The 19980-nt window shown below is 57.7% G+C and carries 14 protein-coding genes; 10 read left to right on the top strand and 4 right to left on the bottom strand.

The annotated features are described in order from the left end of the window. Positions 1–44: 44 nt before the first annotated feature. Together G3T16_RS03185 and G3T16_RS03180 are read right to left on the bottom strand one after the other, a co-directional pair. Complete coding sequence (locus G3T16_RS03185; RefSeq protein WP_163493802.1) at positions 45–2351, bottom strand: TonB-dependent receptor; 2307 nt, start codon at positions 2349–2351, stop codon at positions 45–47. 165 nt (positions 2352–2516) lie between these two features. Beyond that, complete coding sequence (locus G3T16_RS03180) at positions 2517–3782, bottom strand: metallophosphoesterase (protein ID WP_163493801.1); 1266 nt, start codon at positions 3780–3782, stop codon at positions 2517–2519. Between the two features lie 192 nt (positions 3783–3974). Between G3T16_RS03180 and G3T16_RS03175 the strand changes: the two genes are divergently transcribed. Continuing rightward, positions 3975–5273 carry a ferredoxin reductase family protein gene (locus G3T16_RS03175; protein WP_163493800.1) on the top strand — a complete coding sequence of 433 codons (1299 nt, stop codon included), beginning with the start codon at positions 3975–3977 and terminating at the stop codon, positions 5271–5273. Beyond that, complete coding sequence (locus tag G3T16_RS03170; protein ID WP_163493799.1) at positions 5270–5626, top strand: cytochrome b5 domain-containing protein; 357 nt, start codon at positions 5270–5272, stop codon at positions 5624–5626. The genes G3T16_RS03175 and G3T16_RS03170 overlap by 4 nt, the downstream gene beginning before the upstream one ends. Before the next feature lie 181 nt (positions 5627–5807). On the opposite strand, the gene G3T16_RS03165 is transcribed toward G3T16_RS03170, so the two are convergent. Continuing rightward, positions 5808–7106 (bottom strand): MFS transporter, encoded by a 1299-nt coding sequence (locus tag G3T16_RS03165; RefSeq protein ID WP_163493798.1) that lies wholly within the window; start codon positions 7104–7106, stop codon positions 5808–5810. A gap of 557 nt (positions 7107–7663) precedes the next feature. On the opposite strand from G3T16_RS03165, the gene G3T16_RS03160 reads away from it, so the two are divergent. The 3 genes from G3T16_RS03160 to G3T16_RS03150 all read left to right on the top strand — a co-directional run bounded on the left by G3T16_RS03160 (position 7664) and on the right by G3T16_RS03150 (position 9791). Beyond that, positions 7664–8803: an aminotransferase class V-fold PLP-dependent enzyme gene (locus tag G3T16_RS03160; RefSeq protein ID WP_163493797.1), complete on the top strand. Its 1140-nt coding sequence runs from the start codon at positions 7664–7666 to the stop codon at positions 8801–8803. After that, positions 8800–9261: a hypothetical protein gene (locus G3T16_RS03155; protein WP_163493796.1), complete on the top strand. Its 462-nt coding sequence runs from the start codon at positions 8800–8802 to the stop codon at positions 9259–9261. Before G3T16_RS03160 ends, G3T16_RS03155 begins: the two co-directional genes overlap by 4 nt. A gap of 77 nt (positions 9262–9338) precedes the next feature. Then, complete coding sequence (locus G3T16_RS03150) at positions 9339–9791, top strand: MarR family winged helix-turn-helix transcriptional regulator (RefSeq protein WP_163493795.1); 453 nt, start codon at positions 9339–9341, stop codon at positions 9789–9791. 15 nt (positions 9792–9806) lie between these two features. Here the strand turns inward: G3T16_RS03150 and G3T16_RS03145 are convergent, their stop codons facing one another. Beyond that, positions 9807–10943: an aminotransferase class V-fold PLP-dependent enzyme gene (locus tag G3T16_RS03145; protein ID WP_163493794.1), complete on the bottom strand. Its 1137-nt coding sequence runs from the start codon at positions 10941–10943 to the stop codon at positions 9807–9809. A gap of 416 nt (positions 10944–11359) precedes the next feature. Here G3T16_RS03145 and G3T16_RS03140 point away from each other — a divergent pair, with 416 nt between their 5' ends. From G3T16_RS03140 to G3T16_RS03120, 5 genes are all read left to right on the top strand, one after another. After that, on the top strand, positions 11360–13630 hold the full coding sequence (locus G3T16_RS03140) for a TonB-dependent receptor (protein WP_163493793.1): 2271 nt from the start codon (positions 11360–11362) through the stop codon (positions 13628–13630). A 12-nt stretch (positions 13631–13642) separates the two neighbouring features. After that, entirely contained in the window at positions 13643–15493 is a 1851-nt protein-coding gene (locus G3T16_RS03135) for an amidohydrolase (protein WP_163493792.1), read from the top strand. A 385-nt stretch (positions 15494–15878) separates the two neighbouring features. Then, positions 15879–16454, top strand: a complete 576-nt coding sequence (locus G3T16_RS03130) for an RNA polymerase sigma factor (protein WP_163493791.1) — start codon at positions 15879–15881, stop codon at positions 16452–16454. After that, complete coding sequence (locus G3T16_RS03125) at positions 16454–17425, top strand: FecR family protein (protein WP_163493790.1); 972 nt, start codon at positions 16454–16456, stop codon at positions 17423–17425. Before G3T16_RS03130 ends, G3T16_RS03125 begins: the two co-directional genes overlap by 1 nt. 43 nt (positions 17426–17468) lie before the next feature. Beyond that, a complete protein-coding gene (locus G3T16_RS03120) occupies positions 17469–19952 on the top strand; it encodes a TonB-dependent receptor domain-containing protein (protein WP_163493789.1) in 2484 nt (827 codons plus the stop codon). Positions 19953–19980: the final 28 nt, after the last annotated feature.

Below are 19980 nucleotides of genomic sequence, written 5' to 3'. Positions count from 1 at the left end.
GCTGCTCTCCTCGAGTTGATTCTTGATCCCGCTGTGGCCGTTGTTCACAGGAACCGGTACCTCGCGGTGATGCCATATTCCCGCGGCCGGTTGTAATTGGCCTCGTGGAAGCCCAGGCCGAAATTGGAATCCCCGCTTTCGATGTAGCGCTCGTCCGCCAGGTTCTTGCCGAACAGCACCAGGTCGATGCGTTCGCCGATGGAATAGCGCAGCGACGCGTTCCAGTTGTCGTAGGCGCGCTGGAACAGGAAGGGCGAATTCTGCGAGTCATTGTGCACGTCGTCGGAATAGCTGTAGTCGACCCGCACTACCCATTCATTGCCCGCCCGGGGCCAGCTGTATTCCAGGCCCAGGTTGAAGGTCTGCTCGGGGGTATTGACCAGCTTCGCGGTTTCATCGATGGCCAGCGACAGGCCGGGGATGGGGTTGATCTCGTCGTAGCTGGCATCGATATAGCCATAGCCCGCCTCCAGCAACAGCCGGTCGCCCAGCATGGCCGTCAGTTCCAGCTCCAGGCCGTGGATATCCACGGTGCCGGCGTTGGCGGTGATGGGGCCGCCCAGGCTGTCGAAAAAGGTCACCTGCACCTGGTCGTAGTCGGCGTGGAACAGCGCCGCGTTGAGCCGCAGCCGATCGTTCGCGCTCTGCCATTTCAGGCCTACTTCGTGGCTGTCCAGCGTCTCCGGTTCGAAGCTGCGAATAGCCGGCACCGCCTCCACATAGCGCAGCACGAAACCGCCACTTTTGAAGCCCTGGGAGAAGCTGTAGTAGAGCAGAGTGCCATCCTCCAGGGTCGCTTCCAGCCCCAGCTTGTAAGTGGTCTCCTCGAAGGCGTCGCGGGTGGAGCCGCTGCCGTCGCCCACCAGCGGCGCCAGGCCGGGGCTGAACACACCCTCTTCATTGACCGCGCCGGGGAAGAAGGGCAGCGGACCGCCATCGAGATCGGCGCCGATATACTGGGTGTAGTCGAAGCGCTTTTCGTCCCGGGTATGGCGCACCCCGCCCGTTACCGACCAGCGGTCGTTGAGGGACCAGCCCAACTGCAGATAGGCGGCCTCGCTGTTGTTGTCCACATCGGCGAAGTTGCTGATCACCGCGGGAAAGCCGGCGCCCAGATCGGGGGTGGGCAGGTGCACGCGGACGAAGACGTTGTCGGTGCCTTCTTCCTCGAACCAGTACAGGCCGGCGATGTATTGCAGGCGGTCGTCCAGGGCAGTGCCGGTGAGTTGCAGCTCGTGACTGAGCTGGCGGTGGTCGTAGTCCGGGTTCAGGGTCTCGGTAATCACCTCGGGGGAGTTGTCCGGGTCGCGGAAAAATTCGCCATCGGTTTCCCGCAGTGCCACGGTGTACTTCAGGTCGGCGTTGCCCAAGCGCAGCGAGGTGATCAGCGAGCCGCCAGTGATATCCAGCCTGGTGCCGCTGCGTCCGGTGGCGAAGCTGCGGTCCCGGTCACTCGCCACATACTGGGACAGTGCCGTCAGGCCCTGGCCGACATCGCCGAAATTGGCCAGGCTCCAGCCGACGGTGCCCGCGCCGGGCGTAAAGCCCGCGAGGCTGGAGCCGGCGCTCTGTTCATCAATGCGGGTGTGGTCCAGGCTGAGCTGGAATTCCAGGGCATCGCTGGCGTCGAATACGAGGGTGCCGCGCAGCGCCAGCTGGTCCTCGTCGCCGAGCTTGTCGCCGATCAGCACCCGGTCCACATAACCGTCGCGCTGCTTGCTCGAGACCGCGAAGGTGGAGCGCAGCCGCGCCGTCAGCGGTATATCGATGGAGCCGCGGGCATCGCGCCGGTCGAAGTTGCCGGCCGTGAGCTCCAGCATGCCCTGCAGGGTATCGGCCGGCTTGCGCGAGGTGATGCTGATGGCGCCACCGATGGTATTGCGGCCGAACAGCGTACCCTGGGGGCCGCGCAGTACCTCGATGCGCTCTACATCCAGCACATCCAATACCCCGCCGGCGGAGCGCGACATATAGACGCCGTCGATATAGGTGCCCACTCCCGGGTCGGTGGTGAGACTGAAGTCGGTATTGCCGATACCGCGGATAAAGACCACCGCGCCGGAGGACAGACCGCTGACCGGGGAGGTGGTGTCGAATACCAGGTTGGGCGTAAACGCGGCCACCTCGGCGATATTCTGGATGCCCTTGTCCTGGATCGCCGTGGCGGTAAAAGCGGATACCGCGATCGGGGTGTCCTGCAGGCTCTCCTGCCGCTTCTGGGCGGTGACGACGACCTCTTCCAGCGCCGCGCCGGCGGCACCGGCACCGATACTCAGGCCCAGGCCGCCGGCGATGGCCAGAGCGCTGCGCTTTTTGCGGAACACAGTGCCGCGATTGTGTGGTGCTGACATGTTTCTTCCCCTGGCGTCTGTTGTTGTAGTGTTGCCATACACTACGCCAGCGGGTGGGGAACCCCCATGCCCAGAAGGGCCCTGGAGCTTGTCATTTAAGGCACCTCTGTTCAATTCGGTGGTGCTGAGGCACTCCCGAATTGATCAGATCTGCCTTTGAGTTGCTCAGTTAACACTGCGTCGGGGGAAGCTGAATTCCGCCTCGACAATTGGCCGGCCACTCATGTCATTGGGCGTCGTGAGGATTTGAACCGTGAGTTCATCGCCTTCAATTCGCGCATGCATGAAGCCCCAGGTCTGACCTTTTGAGAACAGCTTGGTAAGGCCCGGATAATTCCTTTCCTGTTGCTTGATAAAGGCGGGGTGAATGGTCCGCTGTTTGCCCGCCGCGCCCGAGGTCAGCAGCGGCAACGGCGGCTCGAGAGCATCTTCGACGCCTGTGCAGTCATCAGCCCAGGCTTCCATGGTGTGATCATCGCCATTGAAATAGGCGTCTGCATGGCGGCAGAGGATCGGCATATACAGCTTGCGCAGCGTCCGCGCCTTTTCGAACTTGCTGCCGCCGCCAGACCAGAGGGGATGGTGAGCAGCCACGAGCTTCCACCTGGCGTTCGAGCTTTTCAGCGACCGTTCCAGCCAGGCCACCATGTTGCGTTCTTCGGCTGTTTTGAATTTTACGTGGTCGGGCGAGTGTTCGAGCCTGCCGGTGTCGATTTCATTGCCGTCGAGGTCATACTCCTCTTGCTTGACCGTCGAGCTGGCCAGTAGCATCTCGGTGTCGATTACAAATATCTCCACCTCACCCTCAAATCCGGGCGGTGAAACCTTGTAGAAAAAATCTGGCATATAGAAGTTCGGATGTTGCTGCAGGTATTCCATCTGCGCCACAGCACTCTCACGGCTACCACGCCAATCGTGATTCCCCAACATGGAATATATGGTGAAATCGGGAACCCCTGCACCGAATTTGCCGTAGGGCTGATCCAGCATCTCCCTGAAACGGCGCCGGTCATCCACGCCATCTGTTCCCAATGTGGCACCGTCGGGATACATGTTATCACCCAGCATGATGGCAAAATCGCACGCTCTGCGCTTGCAGTGTTCCTGCTGCGCCCAGGCTACCGGGTACATTCCGCTGGCCGGAACCCAGCTTCCATGCGCTGGTTCGAAGGTGGCTGGCGTGGGCGAGAAACCTGCCATGCTGCGGTTCTTTTCAAGGTGATCGTTGACCTGATCTTCAAGGTACTCATTGAGGGTTGTGAACGGCTCTTCGTCATCATCGAGCGTGTCGTAGAAGGGGATGACGCCATGATCGCCAAATACCGAGAAGGATATCACCTGCTGTGCTTTCTCCGCCTGCACCTGCGTGCCTGCCGCAAGAAGCAGGCATGGCACGGCTGACAGCAACAGTATTTTGTTTACTATGTTCATCGATGTACTCCGGTGGTTGGTTGCCATAGAAGTCTAGCAAGCGCGGGTTAACCTGAAGGTTTGTGACAGATGAATTCTTGTTCATCTAAACACAGTCCCGGGACCCGGTTCCGGCCCGTCTGTCCGGCGACGGTGTAACAGTGGCTTCAATTCGAGTAGTATCTCCACATGGCTTCCCGGGAATAAATGGCGATGTACAGATGGATGTCACATGCCCTGTTGTGGTTGCTCGGCGTGCTGCCGGCGCTGATCGCGCTTGGGTCCCTGCCTGCCGGCACCTTTGATACCGCTGGTGGAGTGCTCAACGCCCTGGGACGGCTCACCGGCATTGGCGGCCTGGGATTGCTGCTGGTAACTGCCATTGTCAGTTTTCGCATCCCCGGCTTTGATCGTCTGTTCGGTGGACTAACCACGCTGTGGCACATCCATCATTTGATGGGCGCAATCTCGTTTTTGCTGTTGCTCGCCCATCCCCTGCTGCTGGCGCTGGCGGCGTCGCAGGTCTCCCTGGCGACGGCGGTGGCGGTGCTGTATCCCTCAGGGGTTGCTGTCGGGCTGGGATGGGGCGCCCTGCTGTTGATGATGGTATTTCTGGCCCCCAGCTTTTCCTTTTTTGGTGCGCCCCATTACCAGCGCTGGAAATCGCTGCACAAGCTGTCCGGTGTGGCGGCGCTACTGGCTCTGGCTCATACCTTCATGCTGGCGCGCACCACTGCCGAACCGTGGTCCACCCTGATCTGGCTGGTCCTGGCCGGCGCTGCTATCGCGGCGCTGAGCTATGGCCTGGTATTTGCCCGCCGTGCCGCCCAGCACCGCTACACCGTAACCGGAGTGGCCAGACCCGCCAACAATGTGGTGGAACTCAGCCTGGAACCGGTAGGCAAAGCGCTGCGCTACCAGGCGGGGCAGTTTGTCTATCTCACCCCCTACGACAGCAAACTGCAGGCCGGCTACCGGGAGGAGCACCCCTACACCCTGTCTTCCGCGCCCGGCGAGTCCGGACTGCGCATTGCCATCAAGGACCTCGGCGACGCCAGCCGTGCCATCGGGGCCATTGCGCACGGCAGCGAGGTGCGGATCATGGGCCCCTATGGCGCTTTTTTCCCGGTTCACAATCGCGACAGTGAGCTGTGGGTGGCCGGCGGTATCGGCATCACGCCTTTTCTCGGGCGTGCCCGGGAGCTGGCGGTTCGCGGCGAAGCGGTGGACATGCATTTGATCTACTGTGTTCAGGATGAGGCTCGTGCCCTGTTCGGCGATGAGTTGCGCCGGTTCAGTTCCAGGATTCCCGGATTTAGTCTGACCATGCACTACTTTTACAAACACGGCCCGCTAGCCGGAGACTTTGTGCGTGACCACTGTTCCGATTGTGCCCAGCGCCAGGTCTACGCCTGTGGCCCCGGCCCTCTCAATGGCCTGGTTCGCCAGATTGCGTTGGCTGCGGGTGTGCCGCGTCATCATTTCCACAGTGAGGAGTTTGACCTGTTATGAAAAAACTGTGTTACTCAGCATTTATTGCGTTCTGGTCCAGCGTCGGCACTCTGGTTGCGCTGCAGGCTCTGGCTACGGATCCTGTCGCTGCGGGAGAGGGACGGGCCGCCATCAGCCTTGATGAGCTGGCGGCCCACAAAAACGAGGAGGATTGCTGGATGGCGATCGAGGGCAAAGTCTACGATGTTAGCGCGTATTTGCCCAAGCACCCCACGCCGGCAGCCGTCCTGCTGCCGTGGTGCGGGCGCGAGGCCACCGAAGGTATGCGCACCAAGGGCTATGGCCGCGATCACAGTCCGGTGGCATGGGGCATGCTCGAGGACTATCTGGTGGGAGCCCTTGCCAGGGAGTAGTTGCCGATACTGATCGCGACGGAGTCGCTGGACTGTTGCGCATAAACGGCGATGCGCCACATCCGGTCCGGAGAGTCTCACCTGAGGCAACGGTAGTAGCGGCTATCGAAGCACCCTGCTGCACAGTAGTAGGGCCTGTTGGGAGGCCTCTGTCTCCTGCTGTCGAGGAGCATTATCCATGCTAGTTTTCCAAGGGGCGGTCGGCTGTTTCGCGCAAGCCCACTAGAGTTGTCAGGCCGATGATGGCGGCTACTACTACATACGCGGATGGAGCCAGGTGATGCCCGCTCGCCGCAGTCAACCAAGCGGCGATGTAAGGTGCAGTGCCACCACCCAGAATTGTTGCGATGTTGAATCCAAGAGATACACCGCTGTAACGGACTCGAGTGGGGAATAGCTCAGCGTAAAGTGGGTAACCAACGGCCTGAACGATGATAAAGGGTAATATGCCTAGCACCACCGCTGCGGCACACATTGCGAAACTGCCCAGACTGGCGGCGTAAAATGTTATGGGCGTCAGGACAATATAGCCCGCAAATCCAATCGTCAGCAGCGGCTTTCTACCAAATCTATCCGACAATCCTCCCACAAAAGGCATGAATAGCGAGGCAATGAAGGTGGTGATCGAGATCAACCAGAACACAGCTACCGGGTCGTATCCCAGTGTGCGAGTGAGATGAATATTGAGGTATATGATGCTGACATAGCCTGCGGCATTTTGTGCGAATCCAATGCTGATGACCTGGAGCACTGCCCTGCGGTGCTCGGTAAAAAGTGTTTTCAGCGGCGCCTTAACCACTTTATGTTCGAGCATGATTTGGCGGAACTTGGGCGAATCCTCAATTCTGAAGCGTGCCCAGAGACACAGGGCAATCAACGGAATAGAGAGCAGAAAAGGAATGCGCCAAGCCCACTCCTGGGTCGCTTCACTGCCGAAAATCACTCCCGTTAGTCCGGCGACCGCAGTGGCCGCGGTGAGCCCGAGTGTCGCCGCCGCTGGATTGAATGCGCCAAAGAAGCCTCTCCGGTCGGGAGGAGAACATTCGGCGATATACGTTGCCGCGCCAGTGATCTCGCCCCCGGCGAAGAAGCCTTGCATCAAGCGCAGAAATAGCAGCAGCATCGGGGCTGCAACCCCGATAACTGCATAGGTGGGAAGCAGGCCGATCAGAGCGCTGGCGACACCGATGCCGACGACTGTGAGCATCAGCGCTGCTGTACGGCCATACCTGTCGCCAAACAAACCGAAGAATACGCCGCCCAACGGCCGCGCGACAAATGCACCGGCAAAAATGGCAAGGGTGGAGAGAAGCGCCGTGTTCGGATCCTGGGTGGAAAAAAACAGAGGGCTTAACGTGACTGCCAGAACTGCGTAAAGCTGGAAATCATAGTACTCGATCGCGGTGCCGAGTCCAGCTGCGATAGATGCGCGCCATGGTGAGGTGGGCGCTCGGATGTCGCCATCTTTGATGATCTGCACTTGGAACACGTCCTGTTTTGTGGGTTGACTAAAAAGTGACCTGCAACTGGTAGTTAACGTACCTGAACGGACGAGAACCCGTAGACGCGGACAGCAAAAATTCCTTTTCACGGCATACCGGGCTCTTGGTGTCTCGAATCTTCACCGGAGCTAATGCATTGGAATAATGTTTCCCTCCCGGGGTTTTGCTTTCCTTTTATTTATAATAATATATATATTGTCAGGTGGTCAACGGCGAAACGGCAGCACGTTACACATGCTCGGAGCGGATCGTGAGGAGCGGGGGGCACTTCGTGGATGTACACAGCATCACGATAATTTGCCAAGGCCATACAAGGGCGAGCAAGTACTATGGCATGGTGTTGTATTATGAAGAGACGGCTTTTTAGCCCCCGTCTTCATTGAAATAGCGGCAATGTGCTAAATCCGCATGAGTATGTATTGCTTTGCTGCCGCCTGAACCGGTGTCTAGCGGCTCATTATCCATGGACACAATTTGACTATTCACAACATATACTGGTTTGGCTTGCCCGCCAGCCATCGGAAGGAGTTCTTTGATGAGTTACGAATCGAACGACCCGGCTTATTTTCTGTATCATTCTATCGGCCAGTTTCCGGGTAAAGCGCAGCTTACTGCAAAAGTACTGGCGGATTACGCCGATATCTGGAGCGCGCTAGATGATGCCCAATGGCCGCGAGTTCTGCACTTGCGGCAGCAATTCCTGGATGTTTGGCACCAGATTATTGGAGCACCCGAGGGCACTTTGACAGCTGCGGAGAATGTTACGACAGCGTTGTATAGCGTGCTCGGTGGCTTGCCCACGAAATACCGCCGTGGACGGTTCCTTATCGCTGCGGACTGTTTCCCCAGTCTCCATTTCCTGTTGGCCGGCATGGCCGAACGCCATGGCTTCATCCTTGACACTGTGGAGCCGCGTCCAGGTGAATACTGGGTGAGGGATGAGGATATGTTGGAACGGTGGGGAGAGGATGTGGGAATTGCTCTCCTGACCCAGGTCACATCTGTCTCGTCGCATCGGTGCGATTTGCATCGTCTCTTGGAGCAAGGGCGGGCGATGGGGACCATCGTCGGTGTGGATATCACCCAAGCGGTGGGATTGTTGCCCTACGACGTGGTTGATTGCGGGGCGGATTTTACAATATCGACATCGCTCAAATGGCTTTGCGGTACGTCCGGTGCAGGTATCCTCCAAGTGCGGCCCGGTTTGTTGGAGGAGTGTCGGCCCGAACTTCGTGGTTGGTTCAGCCAGGACAACATTTTTTCATGGGATTTGAATAATTTTCGTTTCGCACCTGATGCACGGCGATTCGATCATGGTACACCATCGGTAGTGGGAAGTATTGCCAGCCTTCCAGCGCTACAATGGATCAGTGCGCAAGATCCGGAACAACTACTGGCCCATAATCGGCAATTGGGCGAAGCCATTATCGTGGGCGCGGATTCCATGGGGCTCAAAGTAGCCACCCCTCGTCATCCTGCGCACCGCGGGGGCAGTGTAATGCTGGAGTTGCCTGCTGGAATCGATGGCGCCTTATTGATCGATGAGCTCCGGACGCGCGGAATCTTCGCTGACTGCAGGGGACGAATCCTGCGACTGTCTCCTGGAAATATGACGAGGCAATCGGATGTGGATAAGCTACTTGAGGCCCTCAGCAGTCTGGTGTGTGCAGCGTGATGATGCAATCCCCTGAGCTTTCACATTGTGTGACTGCATTGGTCAACGCTCCGGCAATAATGGCGTTTGATTTCCTTTCTGACCCTATGGCGCTGGGCAGGTGGTCAATCGGTTGTATGAATACCCTTCATACGGATGAGGAGGGTGTCTATGTCGGACGTTCCTTGTTTAGTGATGCGGAGAGTTGGTTTTCGATTGATGCCAGACCAGAACTGATGCTGATTGACTATCGGATTGGAATTCCAGCGAGTTTGGTTCCTCGCATCAGTGTGCGAGTGATACCTCACGAAGTGTGTGATCTGGCTGAGAATCAATGTTATGTTACGTTAACTAGTTGGCGTACGTCAAAAATGTCAATGGAACGCTGGCAGGCGCTTAGCGCCACCCATGAGGCAGAAATTTGGCTCATCAAGAGCCAGATTGAAAACTGCGAAAGAGGTAACGTGGCTGGACCGTGAGGTGCGCGGAAGTATTGATTGCTCCTCCACCCTTATTTCCAACAACTTCTATTGATACGTTGGGAGGGATCTGATTCTTGAAAACCAACAAGAAAAACCCCTATATGCTGAACGGTTCGATTCCGTATATGATTTACCGGATATCGAACAAAGCCAATCAAAATGTTAATGAGAAGCTCAGTCCGGCGGGCTTCACGCTGTCCAAGTGGCGTCTGCTGTCCAGCCTGAAATCCTGGGGCACTTGCACCATCAGAGATCTTGCGAGTTGCACCGTGATGCAGCATGCCGTGGTCAGCCGAATTCTAACGGAAATGGAAGAGTCTGGTCTGGTAGCTCGCAAACGATCCACCGTCGATCAACGGCAGGTCGAAATACGATTGACTAAAAAGGGCGATACCCTTTTCCAGGAGGCCTTCGACATCGCTAATGAGCACCAAATTGAATTGCTAAAGGGCTTTACCAAAACTGAGATCAACACCTTGGCTAGCTTGCTCGGCCGGATCCAGAAGAATATCGGCATACAGAACTGAACCGCTGACCGAACCTTACAGAAGCAGATGTTCCTTGCGCTTCAGGGCGGCAAACAGTCTCTCAATATCGGCATGACTGTTGTAGAAATGCGCAGCAATTCGCAGGTTTCCTGAGCGGGAGGAGGTCACTATATCCTGCTTATCCAGCCACGACACCAGAGCGTGCTCGTCATGAGTCTTCAGTGTGACCATAGGCCCGCGATATTCCGATGCCTCTGGCAAGGCCAGAGTGTACCCAGCGGTCTTGGCTTCGCGAATTATGGCGCTGGTTAGTTCCGCAACCCGTTGTTCTATCGCAGGTAAACCCGCCTCCAGGAGAATCTTGATGCCGGCCTCCGCCGCATAACAGCAGATAACGGGAGGAGTCCCCATCTCGAACCTGCGTGCATCGGGAGCGGGACTGTACTGGGTGATATCCATGGCGAAGATGTCAGACTGTGCGAACCAGCCGGTAACGGTTGGCACGAGATTTTCAATGAGGTCCCGGCGAGCATACAGGAAGCCTATTCCTGCGGTCCCAAGCAAGTACTTCACCATACCGCCGACCACGAAATCTGGTTGCACCTCACTCACATTGAAGTCGATGGTCCCCAGCCCCTGGTATCCATCTACTAGAACCATCGCACCTTTTGCATGGGCGAGCTCTACAATGGCCGGGATATCCAGCCTTGCGCCATTGCGGAAGCAAACCTGTGTAACGGCCACAATCAGAGTCTCTTCATCAATTGCGTCCTCGAAATGCTCTGTCGGAATATAGGACCCGGCGCTCCCCACTCTGACGACTTCCGCTCCGCGGGATTCCTGCGCGTACCAGACCTGTGCGTTCGCCGGGAACTCGAAATCGCTGATTACAACTTTGTGTCTGTCACCTTTGAAATCGAGAGCGCTGATGATGGAATTGATGCCGGCAGAGGCCGACGCAGTTATCGCGATTTGATCGGAGCTCGTTCCGAGAAGCGCTGCAACCGCATCACGGGCACCATTATTACGTGCAACCCAATAGTTCCAGTCGGTGCCCTTGTAGAGACGGTCATTGATATAGGTTTCAAAAGCCGATTTAACATCTGTAGACAGGGCGCCATAGGAGCAGTTGTTTAGATAGGTGCGCCGCTCTAATACCGGAAAGCGCTCGCGGAATAGTTCCCAGTTCATGATTTCATCGACCTCATTATTGTAGCCACATCTTGCAGTTTGTGGCCGGTAGCTATAAAACACAACACATAAAAGATATTATAATATGTACTGCGGGATGTATAGCGGGATTTTACGCGTCCCAGTTTGAGGCTTTTGACGACAGCTATACGCCAAGTGGAAGTAGTCGGCAGTCAGCCTAAAAGATATATAAATATCTATTGACATATATACTATGCGATGTAAAAGTTGATTTCTGAGTTGCTGTTCCAGTTGTAATCCATGATGTACAAACCTGCCATTGTGCTATCTGTTCTTACATCAGGATTTAGATGGTCCGCGCGTCCCATGCGCGCCTGTACCTGTGCTTTCTGGTCGGCGTGCTTCAAACAGTGCATGTTTCAGCAAAAAACTATTCTTGCCAAGAGGGGTGTTGAATGAACACGATTTTTCGAGTTTCTCGTCTAGCCGCATGCGTCGCAGTTGGGTCGGTATATTGGCAGCAGGCTGCATTTGCGCAACAAGAAGGTCGGCCAGTAATAGAGGAGGTGATGGTAACTGCATCAAAGCGGGGAGCTATGGCGCTTCAGGATGTCCCTATGGCGATTCAGGCGTTCACAGGGGACGAGATGGAAAAGCGCGGTATTGTAGAATTCGGTGATTATGCGAGGGATATTTCCGGCCTGACGTTTGAGGATCAGGGGCCAGGTGACAAGAAATACGTGCTGCGCGGGACTCAATCGACCGGTGCCGCCACTACAGGTGTATATTTCGATGATATCGTAATGACTGGGAGTAACAGGCAGGACGGCGGTGGCCGGCAACCCGATATCAGATTGGTCGATATGGAGCGCATCGAGGTACTGAAGGGACCACAAGGTACCCTATATGGCGCCGGCTCTATGAGCGGCACTATCCGGATGATCACTAATAAGCCGGATGCCACAGAATTCAATGGGTCAATCAACGTGGCGGGGAGCAGAACCCAATACGCCGACGATCCGAACTACTCCTATGATGGAGTACTGAATGTGCCGCTGATTGCAGACAAGCTGGCGCTGCGACTGGTGGGATACCAGGCCAAGCAGGCGGGTTTCATTGATGACACTCTTGACTACGGTATTGGGGGCCTGGGTGTGGAGGGCGCAAATGAGTCCGATATATCGGGCGGCCGCGCCGCTTTGCGATGGCAGGTCAACGACCGGTTGACGGTGGACGTCATGGCAATTCATCAGGAAACCGATACCGAGGGCGCATCCTGGTACCAACCCCTTTATGGCGAATTTGTACAGAGAAATTACCAACGTCTTTACTGGGACGAAAGCCTCGATGCCTATAACCTTGCGATAGAATGGAGTGCCGATCACGGTACCTTCTCTGGCAACGTATCTTATATGGATCGTGAAATATTCTATCAGTTTCCGGCCACTCGCATTCTCTGTACGATCTACTCTGGCATTGATAACCCTGCGTGCTTTAGCCCGGGACCGGACGATGTAGCGTTGCAGGCCAACGGTTTTCTACTGCAACCTCAGGACCGAAGCATACTGAGCACTGAGTTCCGTTATGCCTCCGATTGGGAGGGGCCCATCCAACTGGTCAGCGGCATTTTCTACCAGGAAGAGGAGAGTAACTTCACAAGCACAGTATCATTTGCCTCTCCCGACGGTACCGCACTTCCGATTTCGGACCGGCAAAACGTGAATTCAAACAGGACCGTTATCGGAACCATCGAGCAGACTGCGGTGTTTGCTGAATTGAGCTACGACATCACAGAAGCCCTCACGGCCACTTTAGGTCTACGGGCCTTCAAGTTTGATGTTGGCGAGAGTGGACAGAACCTGGCTACTAGAAATCGGCCAGAGCCGGCGGACCCTGTCCGAACGAAGTCCGATGAAAGTGACATCACACCAAAGCTCAGTCTATCCTACGTGTTCTCCGATGACCTGACCGGCTATGCAACCTATGCTGAAGGTTTCCGTTCAGGAGGGAACAATGAGCCCGACTTCGCCACCGGGCAGACGTTTCCGGCATTTGAATCAGATTCGCTTCAGAGTTATGAAGTGGGCCTGAAGGGCTTCTTCTTCAGTGGTGCCCTGCAGTTGGATACGGCTGCTTATTACATGGACTGGTCTGATATCCAAAGTCGTGTTCTGGCGTCGGAAGATGCTGGTACTTTTCTGATACTGGGCAATGTGGGTAGAGCGTCAATCACCGGACTTGAACTGGGTGGGGTATTCCGTCCGGATACTACTTTGGATCTCGCGATCGGTGGCAATATAACTGTTCTCGAGGCCGAACTCTCGGAAGACGCATCCGTCGGCGCGGGCGAATTCACCCCGGAGAAAGGGGATCGAATCCCCGATGTACCGGAATTTACTGCTAACGCTTTCGTGGAATACGTTTTTCCGATGCCCATGAATGGCTGGGAAGGCAGCCTGCGGGCGGATTATGCTTTTGTTGGCAAATCTTATCGCACATTCCGTCCGGAAGATCCCAGCCAGCGTGAACAGGGTGATTACTCCCTGGTCAACTTGGGCTTCAATGTGGACGACGGCGAACGGTACCGGATCGGCCTTTTCGTAGACAACCTGCTGAACGAAAATGGTACTGTGACGCATTTCGTCGATGCAAATCTGCGCCGGCCGGACCAGGTTACGCCAACTCAGCCAAGAACTGTTGGCCTGCGGTTGGGGATTGATTTTTAGAAAAGCGGATAGATGGCGGCTTTACATCCGGGAACGCTGCATACGCCACAGTGGACTGTTCCCGGCTTCTTCCTGGAGGGCGAAGTCATGATTTTGGTAGGTGAACGGTTGGTGCGTACATCGTGTGCAATGAGCCGATATCTGCGACGGTATGCACGGATATCGCGGATTTGTGCTGTGATGGCCATGGGGTTCTGTAGTTATGTGGTGGCGGGATCTGATTCACCGCTAGTAGCCGACCGGGTTTTACACCATGGCAAAGTGGTAACCGTTAACGAGTCCTTCGATATTGCCGAGGCGATCGCTATTCGCAATGACAAAATTCTGGCAGTGGGTAGCAACACCGCTATGGAGAAGCTCATAGGGCCGGAGACCGTGGTCTTCGACCTACAGGGCAAAACCGTCATCCCGGGGCTGATTGACGGCCACTATCATTTTCTCAGCAATGCCGTTGCCTTCACGTATGGGGTTGATGTGGCCTTGGTGCCTTCCATTGCGGAAATGGTCAACCGGATTGGTGAAAAAGTTAAGCGGGCCGCCCCGGGAGAGGTGATCTACACCACCTCCGGCTGGCTGCCGCAGCAGTTTGTGGAAAACCGCACGCCCACCAGGGAAGATCTCGACCCTGTCTCGCCCAACAACCCGGTCGTAGTGCTTGGAGGACACTCTGTGTATCTGAATTCCTACGCTTTGCGCGAAGCCGGTATTGACCGTAACACCCCTTCTCCCGACGGTGGGACCATCGTCAAGGCACCTGACACGGGGGAGCCGACCGGTCGCCTGATCGAGAATGCTGCCTATTTGGCCAGACAGAAATGGGCTATCGGCCAGGTCTCCCATCAAGAGAAAGTGGAGGCAGTGCTCCAGAGCCAGGAAGCCTTGAATGCGGCCGGTATCACCGGTGTGAGGGAACCGGGTGTCTCAGCCGCAGACATGCGCGTGTATCAGGAACTGGCTGATGGTGGTGATCTGACTGTTCGTATCAGTATGAGCTACAGTCTTGACACCAGAAAGACCTCGGAGGAGTTGATTTCCCAACTGGAAACCTGGGGCATATCCACACAGTTTGGGGACGAATTCCTGCGGCTCGATGGCATCGGCGAGTTCGGGATCGATGGTGGGTTTGAGGCCGGGCTCATGAGTGAGCATTACGTCAACGTACCTGGTAATGAGGTTCCCGAGAATTACTTTGGGTTGCAGCGTATTCCCACAGAGAAGTTCAATGCAGTGATGGTGGCCATGGGCCGTCTCGGCTGGAGGTCGACGGCCCATGTTGTGGGTGACCGCGGCCTGGACATTGCGCTAGATGCTTATGAGCAGGCAGATGACCTGCATTCAATCGCGCCAAAGCGATGGGTTCTGGAGCACGGACACCATACGCGACCCGACCAGTTCGACCGCATGCGCGATCTGGGCATGGTTGTTTCCGCACAGTTCCACCCCTATATGGCGGCCCAGAACATGGAGTACTTCTGGGGTAAGGAGCGAGCCAAGAAGAGTGTGCGTGTCAGAGACTGGCTGGATGCCGGCTTGTTGGTGGGCGGCGGCAGTGACTGGACATTACTTCCTGCGGACCCATTCTGGATGATGTACTTCTGGGTGACGCGGGATACTCGTCTGGGCGGAATAATGGGGCCGGAACAGCGCATATCCCGTGAAGAGGCCCTGCAGCTGATGACCATCAATAACGCCTATATCACATTCGAAGAGGATCTGAAGGGATCACTGGAGCCTGGCAAACTTGCCGATTTAGTCGTACTCTCTGCCGATCTGCTTACCGTACCTGAAGAGGAGATCAAGGAGATCAAGCCGCTGCTGACTCTTCTTGGTGGTAAAGTGGTTTTCCGTGAGGAGAGTCTGTAGAGCGCGGCACAATTTATCCCGCTGAACTCATGTAGCAGGCTCCTGCACGGTGTTGATCAGAAGGTATGAGCGAACCATCTTGTTTGGAGCCCCGGGCGAGGTTGTTAACCAGTCGAGGTTCCTCGATCAGGGCCTACCTCACCGCACCCAATCCCAATGGAGTTGAAGCTTCCCTGTCCAGAATAGTCTTGGTGATCACGGCGAAGGAACGCCGATGGACGCTATATTCTCCTTGAGATAGGCCGAGAGTCTCGCCTGACTGAGGCAACGCTAGCGGCTATCGAAGCGCTCTCTGCGCGCTAGTGGGCACTAGTGCCTGCCTACCTATCCCGGAGCTGACAGTGTATATTGATCCCTGTCAATACAAGTCAGGTGGACGCAAAAAGTGGACGGACAAAGCGAAGGTCAGCTGATTGGCTGTCCTCAGGCGGAGGGCCTTCGTCGCGTACAGGGCGGTGAAAAAGGCTTTGCTTTTCGCATCTATATGCAGCATCGCGAATCCATGCTCGGGTTTTTCAGGAGAGTTCTGCGTGAGCCGGCGGATGTGGCCGATGCGATGCAGGAGCTGTATCTCCGCCTGGCGCGGCAACCGGATCTGGAACGCCGCTGCCAGAACCCCAAAGCCTACCTGTTTACTGTGGCTACCAACCTGGTCAATGACGGCCTGCGCAGGAAGTATGTCCAGGGTCTTGACCTGCATGTCCCGCTGGAGCACGAATCCCTGGAAGCGAGCGGGCCCTCTCCCGAGGAGGCCGAGTCCCTGCGCCAGCAATTGCGCCTGGTGCATCACACCTGTGCCACGCTCAGCGATGGGGAGCGCCAGGCCTTCTTCATGCACCGGGTCAATCGCATGACTTACCGCGAGGTGTCGTCGGAGTTGCAGGTTTCGGAGCGTACTGTACGCCGTTGGGTGGTGCAGGCGCTGTCGCGTCTTCAGGATGTACTTGGCAGGTCTTCCTGATGTCTGCGCCGGAGCGGGAAGACGGCACTATCAGGCCGGTTACGGAAGCCGCCTACTGGTACGAGAAGGTCAGTGCCGGTGACATTTCGGATACCGAAATGCTTCGTTTCGAACAGTGGCTCGAGGAGCCGCAGAACCAGGCCGATTACGCAGACTGCGCCAGGCTCTGGAACGCGGCCGCAGTGCCCGAGTTCTGGGCTGACGGCCGGGAGGCGGCCCCGGCCGAGCGGCGCGGTGGAGTCTGGCGCCGGCGTGGAATGGCGCTGGCTGCCTCCATCGTGGTGCTGGTGGGCAGCGCCTTGTTGTGGCCCCTGCTGCAAGGGGGAGACCATTACCAGACTGTGGTCGGAGAGCAGCGGCTGGTGGTGCTCGCGGATGAATCCACCCTCTTTCTCAACACCGATACCGTGGTGGCGGTGAACTACTCCGGTCAGCGTCGGCAGGTCAGGTTGGCGCAGGGAGAGGTCATCTTTGATGTGCGGCCCGACCCCGGGAGACCGTTTGAGGTGGAGACCCCTGCCGGCACCGTGCGTGTGGTGGGCACCCGCTTCGCGCTGCGCAGTCTGGAGAACGAAAACGTCAAACTGGCGGTCAGCGAGGGCCGGGTGGCGGTATCGCCCAGGGGTGCAACGCGGGCCGACCCGTCACCGGTTTTCAAGGCCGGGGAGACGCTCGATTTCGACAGCGATGGGATAGCTTCCAGAGACAGCGGGGTTGACGTGGAAACCCTGTTGCAATGGCGTTCGGGGGTGGTCAGCTTTAGCGGCGAAGCATTGCCGATGGTAATTCGAGAGATCAGCCGGTATACCAGCAAGCGTATTGAGTTCCGGGGCGAAGAGCTGTCGGGTCTCAGGGTGAGCGGTATTTTTCGGGTCGGTGAAGTGGACGCTTTCCTGGAAGGACTGGCGGCTGCCTTCCCCGTGGCCGTGGTACGCGCGGCGGATGGCGGGGTCGTGATCACTGCATCCTGAAGTCCGACGGGCACCCTTGCTGAGGATAACCCGGATATTGCCCGTGTGGGGGCGGGCTGCGATCCTGGCACTGCTGATCAGCGGCGTGCCCGCGCCGCAGGGCATGGCGGCGGGTGAACCACGGCAGGACCTCGCTATTGCTGCGGGTAGCCTGGAGCGGGCATTGCTGGCTATCGCTCGCCAGACCGGAGTGCAGATCATTTTTTCCTCGGAGCTGGTGCAGGACCTTGCCAGTCCCAGCCTGCAGGGGCAATACTCGCTGGACTCAGCGCTGCAGGCAGCGCTGGAGGGCTCAGGACTGGTAGCACGGCGGGTGGCTCGTCAGGTGGTAGTCATCGAGCCGCGTGCCGCCATTGTCATCGACGGCGAGTCTGAGTCTGAGCCTGAGCCAGAACCGACAGCGGTGGCCGCCGTTACTCGCGAGGAGGTTATCGTCACGGCCTCCCGGCGACCGGGGCGAATGCAGTCCACCCCAATCGGTCTGTCGGTGCTGACCAATGCCGGCCTGGAGCGCCGCGGCGCCGATGGCGTTGCGGACTTTGGCCGGTTATTGCCCGGAGTCATGCTGTTCCAGGCAAACCGCAACCGCGGAGTGTTTACCATCCGCGGCATTGCCACCAATGTTTTTGGCAGCAATTCCCAGGATCCGGTGTCGGTCTACCTCAACGAGACGCCTCTGGTCGACAGTTTTGGCGCGGTGGTACAGCCCGACCTGCGATTGTTCGATATCGCCCGGGTGGAAGTGCTGCGCGGTCCCCAGGGTACACTGTTTGGTTCTGGCGCCCTGGGTGGGACAGTGCGCATTATCACCAACAAGCCGGACGCCGGTGCACCGGATGCGCTCGCGCGGGTCGACCTGGGCCATACCCGCGGCGGAGGCTGGCGCCAGCGCTATGATGCTATGGTCAATCTGCCGCTGGTGGCAGATGAGCTTGCACTGCGCCTGGTGGGCTACTATCGGGACGAGGCGGGCTGGGTGCGGAATATTCGCCTCGGCACCGACAACAGTACCCGCGATTGGGGGGGACGGGCGGCATTGCGCTGGCAGCCTGGAGAGCGGCTGGCACTGAACCTGGAGCTGGTTCATCAGGACAGTCAGCCGCAGGATGGCGACAGCTGGGACCCGTCGCTGGGTAGATTCAGCAAATCCTCGCTGATCCCCGAGGCGCGACCCTCGACGCTGAGCAATTATCACCTGGCCATCGACTATGAAATCCCGGGACTTGCCAGCCTGTTGTCCGCCACCAGCTACCAGGAATCCGGCACTGCGGTCTACACCCAGGGCTCGAGCCTCAGCGGCCTGGACGTGCCGCTGCTCGCCGAGCACGACCCCTGGCGGACCCGTTTCTTCACGCAGGAATTCCGCTTGGTCGGCGATCACCACCCACAGCTTGACTGGGTGGCGGGGGCTGCCTTTGTCGATCGCAGGAGCCTGGTCCATTTCAATATCCGCCTGCCGGGTCTGGCGCGTGAACTGGGCCGGGCGCTGCCCACTGAAAACCTGATCAGCTCAGTCATCCGTCAGCAATCGAGAGAGCTGGCGGTATTCGGGGATCTGGGCTACCAGCTTACACAGCGCTGGCGGTTGTTCGCGGGGGCCCGTGTGTTCGATACCCGGGTTCACTACCGGGAGCCTCGGCGCCAGGTGCTCGACCTCGACGGTCTGGCGCTACAGGAACTGGCGCTGGCAAATGACAACAGGGATAACGGCCTGACCTGGCGCGCGGGGCTGTCGTTTGCGCCCGCCGCCAATATCATGCTCTACGGCAGCATCAGCAAGGGCTACCGCATCGGGCAGGTCAATCCGAACCAGGCTGCCGCCGGCGGCTCGCCACCGGGGCAGGAGATCCCGGAAGGCTATGAACCGGATACCACGCTCAACTACGAAATCGGCCTGAAGAGCGGCTGGTTCAATCAACGGCTGCTGCTGAACCTGGCGGCCTATCACATTGACTGGGACAACATACAGATCGATGCCAGCCGGCCTTCAGATGGACTCAGCTTTGTCACCAACGCCGGGCGCGCGGTCTCGCGGGGGCTGGAACTGGAGTTGGCAACGAAGCCGGCACCCGGTTTCAGTGCCGATCTGGCGGTAACCCTGCAGGACGCCAGTATCCAGTCCATAGGGCTCGGGGATGGCTTGCGCTCCGGTGCACGGGCGGGCGATACCTTGCCCGGTTCCGCTGATTTCAAAGTGGCCGGATCGCTGCAGTACGAATGGCAGAGCGGGCACGGCAGGCAGCTGTATGCGCGCCTCGATGCCCAGTACGTAGGTGCATCCCCGGCCTGGTTCTCCGACTCCGCCGGCTCGGCCGCCCCGGCCGGCGGCACACCCCCGCGCAACGCAGCCTACAGCAATGTCAATCTCGGCCTGGGCATCGTCGCCCGCCACTGGCAGCTGGGATTCTATATCGAGAACCTCATCAACAACGACGACCAGCTTCTGCGCAACCGCTACGCCGGCGGCAGCCGCGTCAACAGCCTGCGTCCCCGCACTATCGGTACCCGCCTCAAGTTTTTTTACTGAATTCTGGCCACATTTCCAGCGCGCAGCG

It is taken from the genome of Kineobactrum salinum, from assembly GCF_010669285.1.
Classification (GTDB): domain Bacteria; phylum Pseudomonadota; class Gammaproteobacteria; order Pseudomonadales; family Halieaceae; genus Kineobactrum; species Kineobactrum salinum.
This window is presented reverse-complemented; position numbering and strand designations above follow the sequence as displayed.

What these genes read in the sequence shown, in the direction of transcription:
- G3T16_RS03185 (WP_163493802.1), bottom strand. Translation starts at nt 2,351, where the DNA reads ATGTCAGCACCACACAATCGCGGCACTGTGTTCCGCAAAAAGCGCAGC.
- G3T16_RS03180 (WP_163493801.1), bottom strand. Translation starts at nt 3,782, where the DNA reads ATGAACATAGTAAACAAAATACTGTTGCTGTCAGCCGTGCCATGCCTG.
- G3T16_RS03175 (WP_163493800.1), top strand. Translation starts at nt 3,975, where the DNA reads ATGTACAGATGGATGTCACATGCCCTGTTGTGGTTGCTCGGCGTGCTG.
- G3T16_RS03170 (WP_163493799.1), top strand. Translation starts at nt 5,270, where the DNA reads ATGAAAAAACTGTGTTACTCAGCATTTATTGCGTTCTGGTCCAGCGTC.
- G3T16_RS03160 (WP_163493797.1), top strand. Translation starts at nt 7,664, where the DNA reads ATGAGTTACGAATCGAACGACCCGGCTTATTTTCTGTATCATTCTATC.
- G3T16_RS03145 (WP_163493794.1), bottom strand. Translation starts at nt 10,943, where the DNA reads ATGAACTGGGAACTATTCCGCGAGCGCTTTCCGGTATTAGAGCGGCGC.
- G3T16_RS03140 (WP_163493793.1), top strand. Translation starts at nt 11,360, where the DNA reads ATGAACACGATTTTTCGAGTTTCTCGTCTAGCCGCATGCGTCGCAGTT.
- G3T16_RS03135 (WP_163493792.1), top strand. Translation starts at nt 13,643, where the DNA reads ATGGCGGCTTTACATCCGGGAACGCTGCATACGCCACAGTGGACTGTT.
- G3T16_RS03125 (WP_163493790.1), top strand. Translation starts at nt 16,454, where the DNA reads ATGTCTGCGCCGGAGCGGGAAGACGGCACTATCAGGCCGGTTACGGAA.